General features: G+C 66.5%; 19 protein-coding genes. 10 read left to right on the forward strand and 9 right to left on the reverse strand.

Annotated features, from left to right (window positions below; translation table 11 throughout):
* Positions 1-26: 26 nt before the first annotated feature.
* Both rlmB and QP997_RS03610 read right to left on the reverse strand, forming a co-directional pair.
* On the reverse strand, positions 27-980 hold the full coding sequence (rlmB, locus tag QP997_RS03605; RefSeq protein WP_070759695.1) for a 23S rRNA (guanosine(2251)-2'-O)-methyltransferase RlmB: 954 nt from the start codon (positions 978-980) through the stop codon (positions 27-29).
* A 94-nt stretch (positions 981-1,074) separates the two neighbouring features.
* Complete coding sequence (locus QP997_RS03610; protein WP_070760069.1) at positions 1,075-1,665, reverse strand: neocarzinostatin apoprotein domain-containing protein; 591 nt, start codon at positions 1,663-1,665, stop codon at positions 1,075-1,077.
* A gap of 99 nt (positions 1,666-1,764) precedes the next feature.
* Between QP997_RS03610 and QP997_RS03615 the strand changes: the two genes are divergently transcribed.
* Genes QP997_RS03615 through QP997_RS03630 form a run of 4 tightly spaced genes read left to right on the forward strand, consistent with a single transcriptional unit; the run spans position 1,765 to position 5,459 of the window.
* Positions 1,765-2,814 (forward strand): heme/hemin ABC transporter substrate-binding protein, encoded by a 1,050-nt coding sequence (locus tag QP997_RS03615; RefSeq protein WP_284846235.1) that lies wholly within the window; start codon positions 1,765-1,767, stop codon positions 2,812-2,814.
* A complete protein-coding gene (locus QP997_RS03620) occupies positions 2,804-3,991 on the forward strand; it encodes a FecCD family ABC transporter permease (RefSeq protein ID WP_148812893.1) in 1,188 nt (395 codons plus the stop codon). Before QP997_RS03615 ends, QP997_RS03620 begins: the two co-directional genes overlap by 11 nt.
* Positions 3,991-4,767 (forward strand): heme ABC transporter ATP-binding protein, encoded by a 777-nt coding sequence (locus tag QP997_RS03625; RefSeq protein WP_284846236.1) that lies wholly within the window; start codon positions 3,991-3,993, stop codon positions 4,765-4,767. The genes QP997_RS03620 and QP997_RS03625 overlap by 1 nt, the downstream gene beginning before the upstream one ends.
* Before the next feature lie 20 nt (positions 4,768-4,787).
* Positions 4,788-5,459, forward strand: coding sequence for a biliverdin-producing heme oxygenase (locus tag QP997_RS03630; RefSeq protein ID WP_284846237.1), 672 nt, complete (start codon positions 4,788-4,790; stop codon positions 5,457-5,459).
* A 54-nt stretch (positions 5,460-5,513) separates the two neighbouring features.
* Here QP997_RS03630 and cysS read toward each other — a convergent pair whose 3' ends face one another.
* Positions 5,514-7,016, reverse strand: a complete 1,503-nt coding sequence (gene cysS, locus QP997_RS03635; RefSeq protein ID WP_502870426.1) for a cysteine--tRNA ligase — start codon at positions 7,014-7,016, stop codon at positions 5,514-5,516.
* 162 nt (positions 7,017-7,178) lie between these two features.
* Here cysS and QP997_RS03640 point away from each other — a divergent pair, with 162 nt between their 5' ends.
* The gene (locus QP997_RS03640) at positions 7,179-8,009 is read left to right on the forward strand and encodes a fumarylacetoacetate hydrolase family protein (protein ID WP_284846238.1); all 831 of its coding nucleotides are present in this window, start codon (positions 7,179-7,181) and stop codon (positions 8,007-8,009) included.
* Positions 8,010-8,012: 3 nt separating this feature from the next.
* On the opposite strand, the gene ispF is transcribed toward QP997_RS03640, so the two are convergent.
* From ispF to QP997_RS03655, 3 genes are all read right to left on the reverse strand, one after another.
* Complete coding sequence (gene ispF, locus QP997_RS03645; protein WP_284846239.1) at positions 8,013-8,501, reverse strand: 2-C-methyl-D-erythritol 2,4-cyclodiphosphate synthase; 489 nt, start codon at positions 8,499-8,501, stop codon at positions 8,013-8,015.
* Positions 8,498-9,316 (reverse strand): IspD/TarI family cytidylyltransferase, encoded by an 819-nt coding sequence (locus QP997_RS03650; protein WP_284846240.1) that lies wholly within the window; start codon positions 9,314-9,316, stop codon positions 8,498-8,500. The genes ispF and QP997_RS03650 overlap by 4 nt, the downstream gene beginning before the upstream one ends.
* A 64-nt stretch (positions 9,317-9,380) precedes the next feature.
* Positions 9,381-9,953, reverse strand: a complete 573-nt coding sequence (locus QP997_RS03655; RefSeq protein WP_070759673.1) for a CarD family transcriptional regulator — start codon at positions 9,951-9,953, stop codon at positions 9,381-9,383.
* Positions 9,954-10,275: 322 nt separating this feature from the next.
* Between QP997_RS03655 and QP997_RS03660 the strand changes: the two genes are divergently transcribed.
* Together QP997_RS03660 and radA are read left to right on the forward strand one after the other, a co-directional pair.
* A complete protein-coding gene (locus tag QP997_RS03660; protein WP_070759671.1) occupies positions 10,276-10,848 on the forward strand; it encodes a hypothetical protein in 573 nt (190 codons plus the stop codon).
* 132 nt (positions 10,849-10,980) lie between these two features.
* Positions 10,981-12,381, forward strand: coding sequence for a DNA repair protein RadA (radA, locus tag QP997_RS03665; protein WP_284846241.1), 1,401 nt, complete (start codon positions 10,981-10,983; stop codon positions 12,379-12,381).
* A 3-nt stretch (positions 12,382-12,384) separates the two neighbouring features.
* Here the strand turns inward: radA and QP997_RS03670 are convergent, their stop codons facing one another.
* Positions 12,385-13,152 (reverse strand): hypothetical protein, encoded by a 768-nt coding sequence (locus QP997_RS03670; RefSeq protein ID WP_284846242.1) that lies wholly within the window; start codon positions 13,150-13,152, stop codon positions 12,385-12,387.
* An 85-nt stretch (positions 13,153-13,237) separates the two neighbouring features.
* A complete protein-coding gene (locus QP997_RS03675) occupies positions 13,238-13,852 on the reverse strand; it encodes a carbonic anhydrase (protein ID WP_502870429.1) in 615 nt (204 codons plus the stop codon).
* Positions 13,853-14,138: 286 nt separating this feature from the next.
* On the opposite strand from QP997_RS03675, the gene QP997_RS03680 reads away from it, so the two are divergent.
* The 3 genes from QP997_RS03680 (at position 14,139) to QP997_RS03690 (ending at position 18,157) form a co-directional block, all read left to right on the forward strand.
* The gene (locus tag QP997_RS03680) at positions 14,139-15,122 is read left to right on the forward strand and encodes an HhH-GPD family protein (RefSeq protein WP_284846243.1); all 984 of its coding nucleotides are present in this window, start codon (positions 14,139-14,141) and stop codon (positions 15,120-15,122) included.
* A gap of 189 nt (positions 15,123-15,311) precedes the next feature.
* The gene (gene brnQ, locus QP997_RS03685; protein WP_284846244.1) at positions 15,312-16,703 is read left to right on the forward strand and encodes a branched-chain amino acid transport system II carrier protein; all 1,392 of its coding nucleotides are present in this window, start codon (positions 15,312-15,314) and stop codon (positions 16,701-16,703) included.
* A gap of 80 nt (positions 16,704-16,783) precedes the next feature.
* Positions 16,784-18,157 (forward strand): lipase family protein, encoded by a 1,374-nt coding sequence (locus QP997_RS03690; RefSeq protein WP_284846245.1) that lies wholly within the window; start codon positions 16,784-16,786, stop codon positions 18,155-18,157.
* A 227-nt stretch (positions 18,158-18,384) separates the two neighbouring features.
* On the opposite strand, the gene QP997_RS03695 is transcribed toward QP997_RS03690, so the two are convergent.
* Entirely contained in the window at positions 18,385-21,081 is a 2,697-nt protein-coding gene (locus QP997_RS03695) for an ATP-dependent Clp protease ATP-binding subunit (RefSeq protein ID WP_284846246.1), read from the reverse strand.
* Positions 21,082-21,104: the final 23 nt, after the last annotated feature.

Genomic DNA, 21,104 nt, shown 5'->3' on the forward strand with positions numbered 1-21,104 from the left:
CGGCCTTTCGCCTTAATTGCCTGGCCCTACTTCTTCGCCACGCGGCGCTGGCGGGCGAACTCGCTCAGCACCACGCCCGCAGCCACGGAGGCGTTGAGGGATTCAACCTTATCGGCCATCGGGATCGAGAGGATCGTATCCGCGGTCTCCCCGACGAGGCGGGATAGCCCCTTGCCCTCGCTGCCAACGACGACCACCGTCGGCGTCGTGCCGTCGTAGGTATCCAGCGTGTGGTCCCCACCAGCGTCCAGACCGACGACCTGGTAGCCGTTCTGCTGGAACTGCTTCAGCGCGCGCACCATGTTCGTCGCCTTCGCGACCGGCAGGCGTGCCGCCGTCCCCGCGGAGGTCCGCCAGGTCACGGCGGTGACGGACGCGCTGCGACGCTCCGGGATCACCACGCCGTGACCACCGAAGGCCGCCACGGAGCGGATCACGGCACCCAGGTTGCGCGGGTCGGTGATGTTATCCAGCGCCACGACCAGGCCGGGCGTGGCGGAATCCGCGGCGCGCTCGATGAGGTCGTGGACATCCGCGTACTTATACGGCGGGATCTGCAGGCCAATGCCCTGGTGCAGCCCGTTGCCGGTCATGCGGTCCAGCTCCTGGCGGCTGACCTCCAGGACCGAGATACCGCGGCTGGAGCAGATGTGGACGGCCTCGGAGAGGCGGTCGTCGTTGCCGGTGCCCTCCGCGACGTAGAGCGCGGAGGCAGGGACGTTAGCGTGCAGGCACTCCACCACGGGGTTGCGGCCGACGACCAGCTCGTTGCCACCGAAGGCATCGCGGCGGTCGTGTGCCCCGGAGGCCCGGCGCTGCGCGGCCTTCTTGCGCTTGTGGGCCTGGTGGTAGACGCGGTCCTCCGCCTTCGGGGTCGGCCCCTTACCACGGAGGCCGCGGCGCTTCTCCCCGGCCGAGCCCTTCGACGGGCCCTTCTTGTTCTTGCGTACGCCGCCGTGCCGTCGCGAGTTGCCAGCCATCGTGCTCCCTAGTTGTGCGTGAATTATCGAGCACCAAGTCTATCGCCCCAGCGCCCATTCACACTATTGCCCGGCCACTGCTTTGCTGCTGTGGCTAGCTGGCGAAGGTAACCGGGATGTCTGCGACGTCCTCGAAGCCCTCGGTGTGGTCACCGAAAATCTTCAGAACGCATTCCTGCGTGGCGCAGTCGACGGCCTGGCCCTTCTGCTTTGCGGTCAGCTCGAACTCGGTCTCGCCTGCCGGGGAGAGGCTGGCGGTGCCGCCGTCCTTCTGCGTGATCCACTGCTGGGTTCCCGCCTGCCCCCGCTCGCCGGTGCAGTCTGGCATCGGCTTACCCGGGACGCCTTCCGCAGCACAGATGGCGCCGTAGTAGCCCGCCTCCGGGTCCAGGCCGGTGACCTTGACGGAGATCTTCTGCCCATCTGCGAGGTTTTCAGCTGGGTCTGCGGTGATCTTCACCTCGCCGCCTTCTGCAGCCTCGGCGCTTTCGCTGGACGCGGCGGCAGCGGACGTGCTCGGAGCCTCGCTCGATGCCTCGCTGGCTGGCGCTTCGGTGGTGGCGGTGGCCGACGCCTGCTCTTCCGATCCATCGTCTGAGCATGCTGCCAGCAGGGGCAGGCTCAATGCCATGAGTGCGGCGATAGCGGTCACTGCGCGTGGGCGTGCGGTGCGGATTGTCTTCATTCTGGAACCCCTTCCTAAGATAAAGCTAGGTTATGCTAGCCTCACCGAGGTTAACCTAGCCTATGTTGTTGCAGTCAAGAATTCCTAAGGACGCCCACCATGCGGACACCCCCACAGCGCGCACTTCTGCCGCTTTCCCTCGTGGCGGTGCTTGCCCTGAGCAGCTGCGGGGCACCAAGTTCGGGGCCCACCCCCGAGGCCGAGCAGTCGCAGGCAACCTCGGCAGAAAAGACAGCACCTACTCGCGACGGCGAGAGTTCACACACCCCTACCCCCACGGGCCACGTCTCTGCACACCTCCCCAGCCGCGACCCCGACGTCCTCGTCGACCGGGAGACGGTGGAGCAGTCCCCGGCGCGGGACGCCCGCATCCTCACGCTAGATCGCGCAGGTGCGCTATCCCGTGCGGTATGGGCGCTGGGCATGGGGAAAAACCTCATCGGGCGAGACACCGCTTCCGATTTCCCGGGAGTCAAAGACCTCCCCCTGGTCACCCCCGGCGGCCACTCGATCAACGCCGAAACGGTGCTGGGCCTGCGCCCCGATATCGTCCTCACCGATGGTTCGATCGGTCCGAGCCGGGTCATGAAGAAGCTGCGGGCAACTGGGGTGAAGGTCATCGATATCACGGCAGAACGCACCCCGGAGACCATCGGCATCCTCGTCGAGGAGGTCGCCGTCGGGATCGGCCTCGAGCAAGCCGCGGACCAGGTCACAGACCAGATCAACGAAAAGCTCAACCGGGCCACCGCATCCGCGCAGTCCCGCGCAGATGGCCGCAAAATGATGATCCTCTACGTGCGAGGAACCGGTGTGGCGATGATCGCCGGGCCGGAATCCGGTGGCCGAAGCCTCATCGAAAGGCTCGGCGGTACTGACGCCGGCGAGAAGCTGGGCATCAATGGCAGCTTCACCCCACTGACCCCCGAAGCACTCATCGAGGCTGCCCCAGACACGCTCATCGTCATGAGCAGTGGCCTGGAATCCGTCGGCGGGGTCAATGGCCTGCTGGAGGTTCCGGGCGTATCACAGACCCCAGCGGGAAAGAACCGCTCCGTGCTCGACGTTCCGGATTCCGAACTGCTCTCCTTCGGGCCAAATACCCCAGGTGTCATCGATGCGATGGCGGAGGCGCTCTATGGCGACTAGCCTGCTCAAAAAGCAATCCAAGGCGCCTCGTTCGACTGCAGCCAAAGGCGGCCAAGCCACCGGGCTCGTCTTCCAACGCGACCCGCGGCGGGCCATCCGGAGGCGGTGGAACCGCCTGCGTGCCGCCAAAACCCCAGCGGTGATTACCACTCTCGCGGTTGGTCTGGTCGCGGCCATCCTGTGGTCCGTCGTGGTCGGACAATTCGGGGCCAGCGCTGGGCAGTCCCTCCGCTCCCTGGCGCACATCGTCACCGGCCTTGGGCAATCAACATCCCTTGATGTGGTGCTGTGGGAGGTCCGCCTACCCCGGGTATCCCTAGCCGCCATCGTCGGCGCGGGGCTGGCGGTCTCCGGCTTGGCGCTGCAAGCGGTGTTCGCCAACCCGCTGGCCGAACCCGGATTGATCGGTGTCTCCTCTGGTGCCGCAGTCGGGGCGTCGCTGGCCACCGTGCTCAGCACAGCGAGCGCTGCCGGAGCCCTTGGGTTGAGCAGCGCGGGGCTGGCAGCGATCCTGACCTCGAACTGGACCATCGCCATCGCGGCCTTCGCCGGCGGAATCGCAGCGACCGCCGTCGTCGCAGCAAGCGCACGCGGAAGCCGCGATATTGCGCGCATCATCCTCGTCGGCGTGGCCGTCAACGCCGTGTGTGGTGGGATCGTCTCTTTCCTGACCTACATCGCCAGCACCACGGCGCGGGATCGCATCGTCTTCTGGCAGATGGGCAGCTTCGCGAGCGCCGACTGGTCCCAGGTGGGGATCATCCTGGCGCTCACCACCCCAGCCGCCGCCCTGCTCTGGGTGCTAGCACCCAAGCTGGACATCCTGAGCTTAGGGGAATCCCAGGCCGGACACCTCGGAATCAACGTAGCCGCGCTCCGCCGCGTGGTCATCGCTATCGCAGCGCTTGTCGTGGCTGCAGGTGTGGCGTTCTCCGGGATCATCGTGTTCATCGGGCTCGTGGTTCCGCATGCCCTGCGGCTGCTCATCGGCCCCGGCCACCGCGCACTCGTTCCCGCGTGTTTCCTCGGTGGTGCGCTCGCCGCCACATTGGCAGACCTCGCCGCCCGGGCGCTGATCACCGGCACCGATCTGCCGCTGGGAATGCTGACTTCCATCGTGGGCGGCCCGATCTTCTTCTGGCTGCTGATTCGTTCCGATAGGTCGGTGAAGCACTAATGAGCATCACAGTAGAAAACCTGCATTTCAGTGTGGACGATCACGAATTACTGGACGACGTCAGCTTCACCGCTGCCGCAGGCCAGGTCACCGCGCTGGTGGGGCCGAACGGTGCCGGAAAGTCGACCTTGCTCGCCGCGATCGCTGGCGACCTCGACATCGACTCCGGGCAGATCCTCCTCGCGGGCGAGGACGTCAGCCAGCTGAACAGCAAGCAGCTCGCGCGACGGCGGGCGGTACTCACCCAGCACCACCCGATCGGTGTGCCCTTCACGGCGGAGGAGGTTCTCGACTTCGGCCGACACCCGTGGTCCACGCCGGACCCACAGCTTCGCCAGGAGGTGATCGCCACCTGCGAGATCGAGCACCTCCTCCCCCGGGTTCTCCCCACTCTCTCCGGCGGCGAGCGCGCCCGCGTGCACTGCGCCCGGGTGTTCTACCAGGACACCCCCGTGGTCCTGCTGGATGAACCCACCGCAGCTTTGGACCTGGCGCACGCCGAGGACGTCCTCAAAGCGATGCGCAGCCTCGCCGACCAGGGAAAGACAGTAGTGGTGGTTCTCCATGACCTCGCCGCCGCGGCAGCCTACGCCGACCACATCGTGGTCCTCAGCAGTGGCTGTGTGTTCGCCCAAGGCGCCCCCACCGAGGTCCTCAGCTCCGGGCTCATCAGCGCCATCTACGACGCCGATGTGGAAATACTCCAGGACTCGGCGGGCAACCCGGTCGCGCTCCCCCGGCGCAGAACAAACCCCAGTTCACTCAAGAATCTTTAACCCTTACGGAAGGAAAACCCATGACCACCGCCACCCAGAACACCTTCTACGCCGAGGGTCAGCTCTCCGCCCTGCTCAAGAGCGAGACCGCCCAGGCGCACCACGACGCTGAAAACTCAGTGTTCATGACCCAGCTGCTCGACGGGAAGCTGGATATCAACGCGGTGGCTGCTCTGACTGGCCAGCTCTACTTCATCTACGACGCCCTCGAATCCGCGGTACGGGCGAACCAGGACACAGCGGAACTGGCCCCGATCTACGATCCGCGCCTGGAGCGGCTTTCTGCGCTGGAGTCCGACCTGGAGCAGCTCTACGGCGGACAGTGGCGCGAGCACATTGCACCGCTGCCGGCGACCCAGAACTACGTCGAGGCCCTGCGCGAGATCGGCACGGAACAGGACGGCGCGGCAGCGCTGGCCCACCACTACGTCCGCTACCTGGGTGATATGTCGGGCGGTCAGGTCATCGCCCGCATGTTTGAGAAGTACTACGGCCTGGATGAGCGCAGCACGTCCTTCTATGATTTCGACGGCATCGGCCGGATCAAGCCCTACCGCGACCGCTACCGCATCACGCTCAACCAGCTCGACCTCGGCGCCGAGGCCAAAGAAAATATCATTGACTGCGCCAGCGCGGCCTTCGCCATGAACCAGGCAGTGTTCCAGGCCCTAGCTGAGCAGCACGTCCGTTAAACCGCCCACCCCGGCCAGAGGCCGGCGCCACGGGCGTGCCTCAGCGGAGCGGCGCTACTCCTTCAGGCTCCACTGAGCCCCATCGGCGGTATCGGTGACCTCGATACCGGCTGCCGTGAGCCGGTCGCGGACCTCGTCCGCCACTGCCCAGTTCTTCTCCGCGCGAGCCTCCGCCCGGCGCTGCAGATCGTCCTGCACCAGGGAATCCAGGGCGGTCATCGCCGCCGAGGAGCCCTGCCCGGCCATCGTCTGTTCCAGCCAGTGCTCGCCGAATGGATCCACACCCAGGACGCCCATCATCGCACGAACCTGGCCGGCGACCCGCATCACCGTCTCGGTGTCCTTGACCTCGAGGGCCTTATTGCCCTCGCGGACGGCGTCGTGGATGACGGCCAGGGCCTGCGGCACCGCCAGGTCGTCATTCATCTTCTCGGCGAAGGCCTCCGGCCACTGCCCCACAGCCACCAACTGCTCCGGACCGCGGGCAGCCTGCTCACCGGCCGAGGCGGTGGCGGCGTCGTCCTCAATGGAGGCGAGGTAGGATGCCGCGCGCAGCAGGAACTTCTCAATCCTGCGGTAACCGGCGGCAGCCTCGGCGAGTGCGGACTCGGAGTACTCCAGCATGGAGCGGTAGTGGCCGCTGCCCAGGTAGTAGCGCAGCTCCACCGGGCGGACCTTCTCCAGGATGTTCGGCACGCTCAGCACGTTGCCGAGCGACTTGGACATCTTCTCCCCGCTCATGGTCACCCAGCCGTTGTGCATCCAGTACTGGGCGAAACCATCGCCGGCTGCGGTGGCCTGGGCGGCCTCGTTTTCGTGGTGCGGGAACTGCAGGTCCAGCCCGCCGGCGTGGATGTCGAATTCCCCTCCCAGGTAGTTCGTGGCCATCGCGGAGCACTCGATGTGCCAGCCTGGGCGCCCCCGGCCCCACGGCGTATCCCAGGCGGGCTCGCCCGGCTTGGCGGCCTTCCACATCGTGAAGTCGCGGGGGTCCTTCTTACCCGTGCCCGCGGACTCGCCCTGGTCCAGCTCGTCGAGCTTCTGGCCAGAAAGGAAGCCGTAGTTCTCGATCGAGGCGGGCTGGGCATACACGTTGCCGTCGGCGGCGTAGCCGTGGCCGTTGTCGATGATGCGCTGCATGTACTCGATCATCTGTGGGACGTGCCCGGTCGCCCGCGGCTCAACGGACGGCGGCAGCACGCCCAGCTGGTCATAGGCCCAGGTAAAAGCGCGCTCGTGGGTTGCTGCCCACTCCCACCAGGGGCGGTTGTTCTCCGCGGCCTTGGTGAGGATCTTGTCGTCGATGTCGGTGACGTTGCGGACGAACGCGACGTCGTATCCCTGGGCGAGCAGCCAGCGGCGCAGGACGTCGAAGGCCACACCGGAACGGACGTGCCCGATGTGTGGGATGGACTGCACGGTGGCGCCACACAGGTAGATGGAAACCTTGCCTTCGCGCAGCGGGGTGAACTCGCGGACCTTGCGGCTCGCGGTGTCGTAGATGCGCAGCTGGAGCGGCATCGGCTCCGACGCGTCGGTGGGCAAAGAATCAACCATGGTTGGCCGCCTTCGTGGGTCTTGCAGGTTTTTGCTCTGGCGGGCCAGGGCGGATGCGCCCCGTGCCCCTCGTCACCGCAATTGTACTTCGGTGGCCGGTGGCTGCCGACCGGAAGGCTATCCTCGGTAGGCAGTCACCAAAAGACCTGCCCGAGGAGGATCATGGCCCACCGCCTAGCAACCATCGAAACCGCCGGCCGCCTGCGCACCATCCGTGTGGAGAGCTTCGACGGCACGCACGGCACCGGTACCGTCCTGGCCGACGGGGATCTCGGGGGTTTTCTTCAGGACGTCACCCTCTCGGCCTCCGCGAGCGCCGGGGAGAGCATTGAGTTCTCGGCCCGTCAGTTGGCTCCGGTGATTCCGAACCCGCGGAAGGTGCTGTGCACCGGGTTGAATTTCCGGGAGCACATCGTGGAGATGGGGCATCCGGTGCCGGATCACCCCACGCTGTTCGCGAAGTTCGCCACGGCGCTGACCACGCCTTATGGGAATGTGCGGGTGCCGCGTGCAATGGCGCAGAAGCTGGATTATGAGGGCGAGCTAGCGATCGTGATGGGGCACGGTGGCCAGATCGCGGGGTATGCGGTGATGAATGACTTCTCCCAGCGGGATTGGCAGTACCGCACTCAGCAGTGGCTGCAGGGTAAGAATCTGGACGAGTCCAGCGCGCTTGGCCCGTGGCTGACGATGGCCACGGATGAGAAGGGTCAGCCCTTCGACCCGGTGGCGGAAGGCGCGATGCTGCGGACCTGGGTGAACGGGGAGCTGCGCCAGGAGCACAGCCTCGCCGACCTGGTGTTCAAGCCGCAGAAGCTGGTCGAGTACGTGGAGAACTTCGCCACGCTGGAGGCCGGGGACGTCATCGCTCTCGGCACGCCGGCGGGCGTTGGCCACGGGATGACACCGCCTCGCTACCTGGGGCACGGGGACACCGTCGAAGTTGAGATCGAGGGCCTGGGCCGGATCTCCAGCACCATCGACGTGCGCTAGTACTTAGGCCTCGGCCTTCCACACAACCGCGGTAGCGAGAGCGGCCACACCCTCCCCGCGACCGGTGAAGCCCATCTTGTCGGTGGTCGTCGCGGAAACGGACACCGGCGCCCCGACGAGCTCGGTGAGACGGCGCTCGGCCTCCTCCCGGCGCGACCCCATCTTCGGCCTATTGCCGATCATCTGGGCGGCAACGTTGCCGATCGTGAAGCCGTTCTCAGCCAGCAGCTGGCGGCACTCCGTGATCAGGCGCTCCCCCGAGACCCCGTCGTATTCCTTGCGTCCCACGCCGACGAAGCTGCCCAGGTCCCCCAGCCCGGAGGCGCTGAGCAGTGCGTCGACGATGACGTGGCTGACCACGTCGCCGTCGGAATGTCCCTCGCAGCCATCGGCGCCATCGAAGAACAGCCCGGCCATCCAGCAGGGCTTGCCGGGCTCGACCTGGTGGGCGTCGGAGGCGATGCCGACGCGGGGGATAATTGGCTGGGTCATGGGTGCTCGTTCCTTCCTTGGTCGACCATCATTTCAGCGATGGCGAAGTCCCGCGGGGTGGTGATCTTCATCGCGCGGTCGTCGCCGGTGGTGATGGCTACCGGGTAGTCGGCGAGCTCCATGATGGAAGCATCGTCGGTGGCCAGGCGGGCGTGCCCCCGACCGAGCTCCAGGCCCGCCTGGTACTTCCGGTTGGCATCCATCAACGCGGAGAAAAGGAAGCCCTGCGGGGTCTGCACCGCCACCAGGCCATCGCGGGCCGGGGTACCGGTGACCATCCCGCCCTCGACGGTCTTGATCGTGTCCGTCACCGGCAGGGTGGGAACCACGCCTGCCGCGGTGCCCGCCTCCCCGTGGGCGCGGACCTGCTCGACAACCTGGGCGATCATCGCGGGCGGGGTGAGGCAGCGGGCGGCATCGTGAACCAGCACGATCGCCTCATCCACCTGCGCGCACTCAACGCAGTCCACGGGCGAGCCGAGCTCGCCCTCCACGAGCTGCAGACCGGCAAAAACACTATCGGAGCGCTCGGAGCCCCCGGTGCCGGCGCTCACGCGCATCCCCGCCCACGCGGCCTGGTTCGCGGGGTCGTCGAGGATCTCCGCCATGCGCCCCTGCATATCCGGGCTGATCATCACGAAGGTTCGACCCACCACCCCGGAGCTGGCCAGCCCGTCCAGGGCTCGCTCCACGAGGGTGCGCCCCGCCAGCTCCACGAAGGCCTTGGGCTGATCGGCTCCCAGCCGGGTGCCGCTGCCCGCCGCGGCGATGACGACCACCACGGGCAGCGCTGCAGTATCAGTCTTGGAAAACACGTCTCACCCGGCGCTCTCTACTCGGCAGACCGCCCCGCGCGGGGGCGGGTGGTAACCGTGGCTGTTATTTGTTGAGCTCGTCGTCGAGGTCGATGGCGGCGTCCCCCTCGGTATCCGCCGCACGGGCGGCAGCCGCCTGCTCACGGTGGCGCTCGATGGTCTCGTGCATCTCGGCCAGCATCGCGTCGGCCTTCTTATCGTCGACGCCATCGGCCAGCGCGAGCTCGCCCACCAGGATCTGGCGGGCCTTGGCCAGCATGCGCTTCTCGCCTGCCGAGAGGCCACGATCCTGGTCACGGCGCCACAGATCACGAACCACCTCGGCGACCTTGTTCTGGTCACCGGAGGTCAGGCGCTCCTGGTTGGCCTTGTAGCGGCGGGACCAGTTGCCTGCCTCCTCGACGTCCGTCTCGCGCAGCACGGAGAAGACCTTGCGCAGGCCCTCCTCGCCGACGACGTCGCGCACGCCCACCTTCTCGGCGTTCGCGGCCGGGACGCGGACGGAAAGATCGCCCTGGTAGAGGCGCAGCACCAGGTAGTCCACCGTCTCACCCTTGAATTCGCGCTGCTCGATCCCCTCGATCTGAGCTGCGCCGTGGTGTGGGTATACGACCGTGTCGCCGACCTTGAAATCCATCCGTGACCTTCCTATTTACGCCCTCGTTGCGCTTTAAAAACCGTGTTCGAGCATACCCGATCGGCCCGCTGCCTGCAGAAAGGCCCGGTCCCGACGAAAAGCCGCAATACTTCGGCCAGCGCGCGCCGACGCTGGCGGGCGACGTCCCCAAATAATAGGGGTAACAACGGGGTGGGATTAGGGGAAAACAGTGGCCTGAACTAGGAATCTGCCCACCCAAGGGGCTATTCTGTGAAGCAGCTATTAGTTTCCGGCCAATTTGCGCCGGGTACGATGACCACAACTGTTGAAAGGCCTTAACCGGCCTAGGCCTAGCCTCACAATGGAGGATCAGAACGTGAAGTCTCAGAAGTCGACCGTTGTCCGCGGTGCCCTCGCCATCGTTGCTGCAGGTGCCGCCCTGGGCATGACCGCTTGCTCCGCTGGTCAGATCACCCAGACCGCAGAGCAGGCCCCGGCCGTGAACGGCCTGCACGCCAAGGAAGGCAACGTGGACGTTTCGGACGTCTCCGTGGTTCTGGGCGCCGACGGCAAGCCGTCCCTGAAGTTCACCGCTTCCAATGCGGAGAACGACGGCAAGGACGTCAAGCTGGTCTCCGCTTCCGTGGACGGCCAGGCTGTGAGCCTGAACGAGACCATCAAGCCGGGCTGCAACCTCGTCGTGGACCGCGAGGATGCCCTGAAGGACCTGGAGAAGGGCGCTAAGGATCAGAAGTGCCTCAGCTACGCCGCTGGTGACGTCTCCGGTGTGAAGGACCTCTACGTCGGTGGCCAGAAGCCGGTGGAGATCAAGTTCGACGATGCCGAGTTCTCCCTGAACGCACCGGTCGTCGCTTACACCCCGGAGGCTGGCGCCTTCGACCGCGACAAGGATGGCCAGCCGACCGACAAGTAGTCGCTACTCGGTTTTAGGTCTGCCGCCGCTCCCGTTGTTGGGGCGGCGGTTTTTGCTTTTCTGCGGGCACTGACCTGGGATGTTCGATTATCGGCGCGCTCGGCGGAGGGGGTGTCTGCACCGCTGCCTAGAATGACCGGCATGGCAACAAAGCGGAGCTCGAAAACCAGCTACGAATGCACCGAGTGCGGCTACGTCCTGTCCAAGTGGATGGGGCGCTGCCCCAGCTGCGGTGAATGGGGCACGCTCGAGGAACGCCGCCCCGCCGCCGCGAGCGCGGCCGGGTCCCGTTCCGGTGCCCGGCACCTCGCCGGGGCCACCAGCGATGCCCTGCCTGTCACGGAGATCGACCCGCAGATCGCCAACCACATCCCCTCCGGCTCGGCGGAGCTGGATCGGGTGTTGGGCGGTGGCATCGTCCCTGGCTCTGCGGTGCTGCTCGCGGGCGAGCCGGGCGTGGGCAAGTCCACGCTGCTGCTGGAGGTGTCCGCCAACTGGGCTAAGGCCAACCGCTCGGTGCTGATCATCACCGCCGAGGAATCCGTCGGCCAGGTACGCCACCGCGCGGAGCGCACCAACGCGCTCTCCGAAAAGCTCTACATCGCCGCCGAGCACGACCTGGAGCAGGCGCTGCACCACGTGGATACGGTCAAGCCCGAGCTGATCATTGTGGACTCCCTGCAAACCATGAACGCCAGCGGCGTGGAGGGCGTGCCGGGCGGGGTGACCCAAACCCGGGCCGTGACGTCCACCCTGACCACCCTGGCGAAGCAGTCCGGCACCCCGGTGCTGGCGGTGGGGCACGTGACGAAGGACGGCAACGTCGCAGGGCCGCGCACCATCGAGCACCTCGTGGACGTCGTCCTGCACTTCGAGGGCGATCAGCACTCCTCCCTGCGTTTCCTCCGCGGCATTAAGAACCGTTTCGGCCCCACCGAGGAGGTCGGCTGCTTCGAGCAGACCGCAGAGGGGATCAAGGAGGTGACGGACCCTTCGGGGCTGTTCTTGAACCACCGCACCGAGTCCGTGACCGGCACCGCTGTCACCGTGAAGATGGATGGCCGCCGGGCGCTCGTCGGGGAGATCCAAACGCTCGCGGTGGAGACCGAGCAGGGTAATCCGAAGCGATTCGTCACCGGCATCGAATCGGGCCGGGTGTCCATGATGCTCGCGGTGCTCGCCCAGCGCTGCGGGATGCAGCTGGGGCGCCGGGAGGTCTACGCCGCGACTGTGGGCGGGATGCGGATCAGCGAACCGGCCGCGGATCTCGCGTTGGGTCTGGCGCTCGCCTCCACTGCCCAGGACGAGCCACTCCCCCTCGGCCTGTGTGCGATGGGCGAAGTAGGCCTGGGCGGCGAGGTGCGGCGCATCCCGGAGATCAACCAGCGGCTCTCCGAGGCCGCGCGGCTAGGGATGAAGCACGCGATCATCCCGGCAGGCACCAGCCCGAGCGTGCCGAAGGGTTTGGAGGTGCACCAGGTCAAGAACATCGGCCAGGCGCTGGGAGTGGTGCGGCGGCTGCGCGAGAGCTAGCCGCTAGCTCATGTTGAACGTCGCAGGCTGGGAAACGTTATCCCCCAAATGCGCGTAGAGCAGGTAACTGCCCGGGCCGACCGGCTGACGGGAATCGCACTGCTCCGGGGCGGAAGTGGTCCGGGACCAGGAGCCCATCTTGTAGTTCTGGCTCTTGCCTGCCTCGATGGTCACCTCCCCGGTGATGGAAGGCTCGTTGCAATCCAGGTCACCCCACACGCGGTGGTAGTCATCCATCGCGAAGACCTCGAAAAGCAGCTTCGCCTCGTCCACGTCGATCACGCAATCCGCCTTCGTGGGATTCGCGATCTTCGCGTAGAAGGTCGGCTGCTCCTCCGGGTCAAAGGTGGACTTCCCCGGCACCGCAGTCACGCGCAGGTCACCGAGCTCACAGCTGGTCTTCTCCGCGGCCGGGTCCTTCGGCTCTGCGCCCTTCTTTTCTTCCTCGCGCTTCTCCGCGGCCTTTTTCTCGGCCTCGGTCTTCTTATCCTTCGCGTCCGGCTTCTTTTCTTTTCCTGACGTCGGCGTGGCACTGCTGCTCTGCGTGGTATCCGCCGCAGGCGTGCTGGCGTCCTCCTTGGATCCGCCGATGGAACTGAGCAGCCACCAGAGCAGGAGAATCAGCACGACGACACCGGCGATGGCGGCGATGCGTCGGCGACGGTAAACCTCGGGCGGCAGCGGTGGCTGGGCATCACGGGGTGGGCGCTGGCCCCGTTCGGGGTCGCGGCGCCGGAAGCTGTCTCCTGAGTTCCCTGATCCTGCGTTCACAGCCTCAGATTTTAGTCGGCTTACCTCGCCTGATGGGGCTTAGACACACCCCACCAGCGGCGGTCGGCGCACTCCCACGTGCCCCTTAGAGCTGTTCCTCGTCCAGGCCGAAGGAGATCAGCGGCTCGGCCAGGCCATCCTCCAGGCGGTAGCGCAGGCCCACGACCGCGCAGCGCCCCTGCTCCACCTGCTGCTGGATCTCCGGGGAGCGGTCCATGATGTGGCGGGTGATCTCCACGACGTGCTGCTTCTCGAAGTCCTGGGAGCCCTCCCGGCCCTCGCGGCGGGCGGCCAGCAGTGACGGGGTGACCTTCTCCACCAGCACGCGCTGGAAGCCGTTCGGAAGCTGGCCGGTATTCAGCGCGGTCTGCGCCGCGGCCACCGCACCGCAGGCCTCGTGGCCCAGAACCAGCACCAGCGGCACGCCCAGCCCATCCACGGCGAACTCCAGAGAAGCCAGCACGGATAGGTCCGTGATCTCCCCGGCGGTGCGGATCACGAAGACATCCCCCAGGCCCTGGTCGAAGACGATCTCCACCGGCACGCGGGAATCAGAGCACGCCAGGACCACAGCATGCGGACGCTGCCCGGCGGTGAGAACATGGCGGCGGTTGACATCCTGATTCGGGTGGGCAACATCCTCGCTCATGAAACGGCGGTTGCCATCTCGCATCGCGACCCAGGCCTGTTCCGGGGTCATGGTCTGCTGCTGGGCGGTAGCCTCCGGCGACTCTGTGTTGGCCTGCTGGCCAGGTACAGTATTCGAAGGGCTTTCAGGGCTGTGGGAGTCAGTCATGGCTTCAATCTTGCTCTTAAAGCTTTCCCAGGACAATTTTGTAGGACAATCCGGCAGGTGGGAACCCCCACCGCCTTCGAACAACCGCTGTAATCCACTCTCCGATGCGCTTTTACCAGGCACCCCGCCCACACTGCGCGGGACACATCGCAGGGCAAGGTTCACCCCGACACCCCGGGGAGGTGGCCGCATGACACTCCCAACCGCAGAGAGTCAGCAGGAAACCACCTTCGACCTTGCCCTCATCAGCGCACTGAACCATTGGTTCGCACGCAACGCGCGCGACCTGCCCTGGCGCCACATCGGCACCAGCCCGTGGGCAATCCTGGTGAGCGAAGTGATGTCGCAGCAGACCCCCGTCGCCCGCGTCGCCCCGCGGTGGCGCTCCTGGCTCCAGCGCTGGCCCACCCCGGCCGCGCTCGCAGCAGCCGCCACCGCGGACGTCATTCGCGAATGGGGAAACCTGGGCTATCCGCGCCGCGCCCTGCGGCTGCAGGAGTGTGCCCAGGCCTGCGTGGATCGCTTCGGCGGGGAACTGCCCCGCAGCGTCGCCGAACTGGAAAGCCTGCCCGGCGTGGGCAGCTACACCGCGCGGGCAGTGGCCGCCTACGCCTTCGAGCAGGCCGTTCCTGTGGTGGACACCAACGTCCGCCGCGTGTGCCACCGGGCAGCCCACGGCAACTTCCTCCAGGGACCGGCACGCAGCCGCGACCTCTCGGACGTCGCCGACATGATGCCCTGGGTGGACCACGACCCCACCCTGGACCGGCGCGGCTACCGCAACGCGGGGCACGACCGGCGCCACCGGGACGCAGCACTACTCATGACCGCCTCCCTGATGGAGCTCGGCAGTCTGATCTGCCAGGCCCGCACCCCGCAGTGCGAGCTCTGCCCCATCGCCGCGCGCTGCGCATGGGTGGCGGCAGGCAAACCCGAGCCGACGGAAGAGGAAAAATCCGCCGCCGCCCGGCGCGTCCAGAAGTTCGAAGGCACGGACCGTCAGGTTCGGGGCCTCGTCCTCAAAACCCTGAGAGAATCTGCGACCACCCACGTCGCAGTCGATGAGATCGATCAACTGTGGCCCGATCGGGTTCAGCTTTCGCGAGCGGTGGATTCCCTCGTGGCTGACCGGCTGATCGAGCGCACCCACGCCGGGATTACCCTTCCCGACTAGTTGATTCTTACTGGGGCACCCTAACCTCTACTTAAATACGTTTATTCTGATCCGCCACTGGTTCAGCCTCGAGCGGCACCACCGCCACAACCGGCCGCGCTTGCTCACGCCACCCCACCCGGGGGTGTGGTTGAACCTGGTCCTAGGCCGCCACCGCGCGGATCGTCGTTGTAGAAAGGCCCTCATTTCATGAGTTCCGGAACCTCCACTCAGTCCGCGGCTGGCCGTGGCACGGCGAAACCCGCCGGCTCGATTTTCGCCGTCGGGCTGATGCTGTTTTCGATGTTCTTCGGCGCCGGCAACCTGATCTTCCCGCCCATGCTGGGGATCGAGTCCGGCGAGAACTTCACCCCCGCCATCATCGGCTTCATCCTCACCGGCGTGCTGCTGCCGACCATCACGATCATCGCGGTGGCTATCTCTGGTGCCGGGGTGCGTCAGCTGGCGTCGCGCGCGGGCGCGGTGTTCGGGCTGGTGTTTTCCATCGCCGCCTACCTGTCCATCGGCTCCTTCTACGCCATGCCGCGCGCCGCAGCGATCGGCTACGAGCTGGGGATCGAGTCCACCTTCGGCCTCTCCGGCCAGCTGTGGCGCCTGGTGACCACCGCGGTCTTCTTCGCGGTGGCTTTCGCGATCGTGCTGTTCCCCGGCAAGGTCGCCGACACCCTGGGTAACTACCTGACGCCGCTGCTGCTGATACTCATCGCCATCCTCGCGGTGCTGGGTTTCATGAAGCTCAACGGCGAGCCGGCCGCTGCGTCCGGCGAATATGCCAGCAGCCCGCTGACCGCGGGCATCCTGGAGGGCTACTTCACGATGGATTCCATCGCCGCGATGGCCTTCGCAATCATCGTGGTGAGCTCCTTCAACGCCCACGGCGTCACGGAGCGCAAGACGGTCGTCAAGTGCTCCTCCATCTCCGCGGTGCTGGCTGGTTTCTTCCTGCTGATCGTGTACCTCGCCCTGGGCGTGATGGGCACGAAGATGCCGGATAAGGGGCAGTATTCGGACGGTGCAGCGGTGCTGTCGCAGGCGTCGAAGCTCTCCCTGGGAACGGCCGGTGACATGGTCTTCTCCGGCGTGGTTCTGCTCGCCTGCTTGACGACGGCGGTTGGCCTGATCGCGGCGTCGGCGTCCTTCTTCCACGAGCTGGTTCCCGCGATCAGCTACCGCTGGTGGTCCGTGGTCTTCACCCTGATTGGCTTCACGGTGGCCAACCTCGGCCTGGAGAAAATCCTCAGCTTCTCCGGCCCGATCATCGGCCTGATCTACCCGCCGGCAATCGCGCTGATCGCGGTGACCTTCACGCAGCTGGCGGTGCGTGGCCGCCCGATTCCGCTGACCTACCGCGCTGCCGTGGCAGTCGCCCTGGTGTTCTCCATCATCGACCTGCTGAGCGACCTGCTGGGCGAGGCGATGGACGGCATCACCGGTGCCCTGAGTGTGATTCCGCTGTACCCGGAGGGCCTGGGCTGGGTGCTGCCCACGATCGTCGTTGGCGCTATTGCGCTGGTGGTGGACCTGAGCCGGAAGGACTCGGGCCACGAGGCTGACGCGCTGGCTGTTGCCGAAGCGGAATAGTAATTTTCCCGACGCAATAGTGTTCCTGCCGATAGGATCTAGCTGTTAACTGCCAGCCACGATCCTTCCAAGGAGCACGCATGTTCAGCCTTCGCTCGGACAACTCCCGACGCACCAGCCGCGCGGCGAGCCTCACCGCCGCCGCTGCCATCACCGCCGTCGCGCTGCCACTTTCTGTGGCCGGCGCGGCGGCGTCCCCGCTTTATGGCTCCGTCGAGGGCGCGTGGCGGGGCTCGTCGGAGATGGGTTCCGGGGCCGCGCTCGGCAGCTCCATGCCGAACTACGATCCGGATAACTTCTACAGCTCCCTGCCGGAGTACGTGGAGGGCAAGCCCGGCCAGGTGCTGAAGACCGGCCCAAGCAAGCTCGCACTGGGGCTGCCGTTCGTGGACCTGACGAACAGCAAGGCCACCCGCGTGGCCTACGTGTCCACCGACTCGAATGGCAAGACCATCCCGGTCACCGGCACCATCTACGAGTCATCGAAGCCGTGGCGGGGCAAGGGGCCGCGCCCGCTGATGCTGATCGCCCCCGGCACCCAGGGCTCCTCCAATGCGTGTGCGCCGGGCAAGCTCGCGCCGTGGGGGCTGGAGTACGAGGCGCTGCCCGCCCTGCAGGCACTGATGCGCGGCTGGGATGTCGCGCTAACCGACCTGCCGGGCCTGGGGACCCGCGCGCAGCACACCTACATGAACCGCGTGGCCCAGGGGAACGCGACGCTGGATATCGGACGCGCCGCGAAGAACATGGGTATCCGTGGGGTCAGCGACAAGACCCCGGTGGCGACCTGGGGCTACTCCCAGGGCGGTGGGGCGAGCGCTTCTGCCCTGGAGCTGGCTGATTCCTACGCTCCGGAGCTGAACCTCGTCGCAGGCTACGCGGGTGGCATCCCGGCGAACCTGGGGGTGGTGGCTGGTGCCATCGATAACGGCGCGCTCGCCGCTGCCCTCGGCTACGCCATCAACGGCCTGCTGTACTCCGATCCGGAGCTGCGTGAGCCGATCTACTCGAAGCTCAACGACAAGGGCCGGAAGCTGCTGGAGCAGACGAAGGACGAGTGCGTGCCGGAGTCCCTGCTCCGCCACGCCTACAAGGACACCCGCACTCTCACCAAGGATGGCTCCTCCCTGACGGAGCTGATGCAGGAGGAGCCGATCGCCAGCGCGGTGCAGAAGCAGCTGATCGGCACGCTCTCCCCGTCCGTCCCGGTGTACATCGGGCAGGGCAAGAACGACGACACGATCCCGGCCTCCCAGGCCCGCGACCTGGCCCGCAGCTGGCTGGGCAAGGGAGCGAAGGTGTACTACCGGGAGCAGGACGTGCCGAGCGTGGCCCCGCTGGTGGATCACGTGATCCCGATGATGGCGAACCTCTCCCCCGCGGTGCTGTGGCTGGAGAAGGTCATCAATGACCAGCCCTATGAGCTGTCCACCGCAGATCAGATCCCGCGCTAGGCCGAGCTCGCGGGGTCGCTAACCTCGGCCCCGCGCTGCCCGACCCGGCGCTGCACCCGCGCTGCACCGGCGCACTGCCCCCTCCCCGGCACCGCGTCGGCGCTGCAGCGAGGTATAGCGCGACGTATAGCGCCCCACGCATAGCAAGAGCCGCGGCCACCCGTACTGGGTGTGCCGCGGCTCTTTAGCTTTCACCGGTTTCCCGGCTGTGCCGGCCCGCGGAGGGCTTAGTCCTCGGACTGCCCCTCGGAGCCGGTGCTTTCGCCAGCGTCCTCGCCGGTAGCGCCCTCCTCGGGCACGTCGCCGGCTGCCGCGGAGGCGACGGAGACCTTGGCCTCCTCGGACGGGCTGCGGTGCGCCTCGCCGTCCTCGACCTCGAAGTCAGCGGCGTCGAACTCCGGCAGCGGCTTCGGCTTGGAACCGAAGACGAACTTCGCGTCCTTGCCGGCGGACTCGCCGTCCCAGTTCTCCACGTCCACGGTGACGATCTCGCCTGCACCGAACTCGCCGAAGAGGATCTTCTCGGAGAGCTCGTCCTCGATCTCGCGCTGGATCGTGCGACGCAGCGGGCGGGCACCCAGGACCGGGTCGAAGCCGCGCTTGGCGAGCAGGTTCTTGGCCTTCTCGCTGACCTCGATGCCCATGTCCTTGTCCTCCAGGGCGCGGCGAACACGGCCCATGAGCAGGTCCACCATCTGGACGATCTGCGCGCGGGTGAGCTGGTGGAAGACCACGATGTCGTCGATACGGTTCAGGAACTCCGGGCGGAAGTGCTTCTTCAGCTCGTCATCCACCTTGGACTTCATCCGCTCGTACTGCGCGGCCTCGTCCTGCTCGCCGGCGTTGGAGAAGCCCATGCCCACGGCCTTGGAGATATCCCTGGTACCCAGGTTCGAGGTGAAGATCAGCACCGTGTTCTTGAAGTCCACGATGCGGCCCTGGCCATCGGTCAGGCGACCTTCCTCCAGCACCTGCAGCAGGGTGTTGTAGATGTCCTTATCGGCCTTCTCGATCTCGTCGAAGAGGACGACGGAGAACGGCTTGCGGCGGACCTTCTCGGTCAGCTGGCCGCCCTCGTCGTAGCCGACGTATCCCGGAGGGGCACCGAAGAGGCGGGAGGCGGTGAACTTGTCGTGGAACTCACCCATGTCCACCTGGATCAGGGCGTCGTCGTCGCCGAAGAGGAACTCGGCGAGTGCCTTGGACAGCTCCGTCTTACCCACACCGGACGGACCGGCGAAGATGAAGGAGCCGGACGGGCGGTTCGGGTCCTTCAGGCCGGCACGGGTGCGGCGGATCGCGCGGGAGACGGCCTTGACGGCGTCGTCCTGGCCGATGATGCGCTTGTGCAGCTCGCCTTCCATGTCCAGCAGTCGGGAGGACTCCTCCTCCGTGAGCTTGAACACCGGGATGCCGGTCCAGTTGGCCAGCACCTCTGCGATCTGCTCCTCGTCGACCTCGGCGACTTCATCGAGCTCGCCGGCGCGCCAGGCCTTTTCCTTCTCGGCGCGCTCCTCGGTCAGGGTGCGCTCGTCGTCGCGCAGTGCCGCTGCCTTCTCGAAGTCCTGCTCATCGATCGCGGCCTCCTTCTTGCGGCGGACCTCAGCGATCTTGTCGTCGACTTCCTGGACGGACTTCGGTGCTGTGAGGCGCTTGATGCGCATGCGCGCGCCTGCCTCGTCGAGCAGGTCGACGGCCTTATCCGGCAGGAAGCGGTCGTTGATGTAGCGGTCGGCCAGGGTGGCGGCGGAACGCAGGGCACCGTCGGTGATGGACACACGGTGGTGAGCCTCGTAGCGGTCGCGCAGACCCTTCAGGATCTCGATGGTGTCCGCGACGGACGGCTCCGGCACCTGAACCGGCTGGAAACGGCGCTCCAGGGCGGCGTCCTTCTCGATGTGCTTGCGGTACTCCTCCAGCGTGGTGGCACCGATGGTCTGCAGCTCGCCGCGGGCCAGCTTCGGCTTCAGGATGGAGGCGGCGTCGATTGCGCCCTCCGCGGCACCGGCACCGACGAGGGTGTGGATCTCGTCGATGAACAGGATGATGTCGCCGCGCTGGTTGATCTCCTTGAGTACCTTCTTCAGGCGCTCCTCGAAGTCACCGCGGTAGCGGGAGCCCGCGACCAGGGAGCCCAGGTCCAGGGAGTAGACCTGCTTATCGCGCAGGGTCTCCGGGACCTTGCCGTTGACGATATCCAGGGCCAGGCCCTCGACGACGGCGGTCTTACCCACGCCCGGCTCGCCGATGAGCACCGGGTTGTTCTTGGTGCGGCGGGAGAGCACCTGCATGATGCGCTCGATCTCGCTCGCGCGACCGACGACGGGGTCCAGCTTGCCGTCCTTGGCAGCCTGGGTGAGGTTGCGGCCGAACTGGTCCAGGACCAGGGAATTGGACTTCTGGCCCGCCTTGGCTCCGCCCTGGCCGGACGGGGCGACACCGGCGACAGCCGGCTGGTCCGGGGCCTCCTCGTGCTCGCCGCCGCCCTCGTAGCCGGAGAGCAGCTGGATAACCTGCTGGCGAACGCGGGACAGGTCGGCGCCCAGCTTCACCAGCACCTGGGCTGCAACGCCCTCGCCCTCGCGGATGAGGCCGAGCAGGATGTGCTCGGTGCCGATGTACTTGTGGCCGAGCTGCAACGCCTCGCGCAGGGCCAGCTCCAGCACCTTCTTGGCGCGCGGGGTAAACGGAATGTAACCGCTCGGCGGGTTGCCACCGGAGCCAATAATCTCCTTGACCTCGGTACGCACCGCGTCGAGGGAAATCCCCATGGATTCGAGCGCCTTGGCGGCCACTCCCTCACCCTCTTGGATCAACCCCAGGAGGATGTGCTCGGTACCGATGTAATTGTGATTCAGCGCTCGCGCTTCCTCTTGTGCCAAGACGACAACGCGTCGTGCCCGGTCGGTAAACCTTTCGAACATTTATCTCCCTTTTCGCTCGTGCG

The sequence above is a fragment of the Corynebacterium sp. MSK039 genome, from assembly GCF_030232315.1.
Lineage (GTDB): Bacteria > Actinomycetota > Actinomycetes > Mycobacteriales > Mycobacteriaceae > Corynebacterium.

Coding starts and splice junctions, on each gene's coding strand:
- rlmB (WP_070759695.1), bottom strand. CDS start 980: ATGGCTGGCAACTCGCGACGGCACGGCGGCGTACGCAAGAACAAGAAG.
- QP997_RS03610 (WP_070760069.1), bottom strand. CDS start 1,665: ATGAAGACAATCCGCACCGCACGCCCACGCGCAGTGACCGCTATCGCC.
- QP997_RS03615 (WP_284846235.1), top strand. CDS start 1,765: ATGCGGACACCCCCACAGCGCGCACTTCTGCCGCTTTCCCTCGTGGCG.
- QP997_RS03620 (WP_148812893.1), top strand. CDS start 2,804: ATGGCGACTAGCCTGCTCAAAAAGCAATCCAAGGCGCCTCGTTCGACT.
- QP997_RS03625 (WP_284846236.1), top strand. CDS start 3,991: ATGAGCATCACAGTAGAAAACCTGCATTTCAGTGTGGACGATCACGAA.
- QP997_RS03630 (WP_284846237.1), top strand. CDS start 4,788: ATGACCACCGCCACCCAGAACACCTTCTACGCCGAGGGTCAGCTCTCC.
- cysS (WP_502870426.1), bottom strand. CDS start 7,016: ATGGTTGATTCTTTGCCCACCGACGCGTCGGAGCCGATGCCGCTCCAG.
- QP997_RS03640 (WP_284846238.1), top strand. CDS start 7,179: ATGGCCCACCGCCTAGCAACCATCGAAACCGCCGGCCGCCTGCGCACC.
- ispF (WP_284846239.1), bottom strand. CDS start 8,501: ATGACCCAGCCAATTATCCCCCGCGTCGGCATCGCCTCCGACGCCCAC.
- QP997_RS03655 (WP_070759673.1), bottom strand. CDS start 9,953: ATGGATTTCAAGGTCGGCGACACGGTCGTATACCCACACCACGGCGCA.
- QP997_RS03660 (WP_070759671.1), top strand. CDS start 10,276: ATGGAGGATCAGAACGTGAAGTCTCAGAAGTCGACCGTTGTCCGCGGT.
- radA (WP_284846241.1), top strand. CDS start 10,981: ATGACCGGCATGGCAACAAAGCGGAGCTCGAAAACCAGCTACGAATGC.
- QP997_RS03675 (WP_502870429.1), bottom strand. CDS start 13,852: ATGACCCCGGAACAGGCCTGGGTCGCGATGCGAGATGGCAACCGCCGT.
- QP997_RS03680 (WP_284846243.1), top strand. CDS start 14,139: ATGACACTCCCAACCGCAGAGAGTCAGCAGGAAACCACCTTCGACCTT.
- brnQ (WP_284846244.1), top strand. CDS start 15,312: ATGAGTTCCGGAACCTCCACTCAGTCCGCGGCTGGCCGTGGCACGGCG.
- QP997_RS03690 (WP_284846245.1), top strand. CDS start 16,784: ATGTTCAGCCTTCGCTCGGACAACTCCCGACGCACCAGCCGCGCGGCG.
- QP997_RS03695 (WP_284846246.1), bottom strand. CDS start 21,081: ATGTTCGAAAGGTTTACCGACCGGGCACGACGCGTTGTCGTCTTGGCA.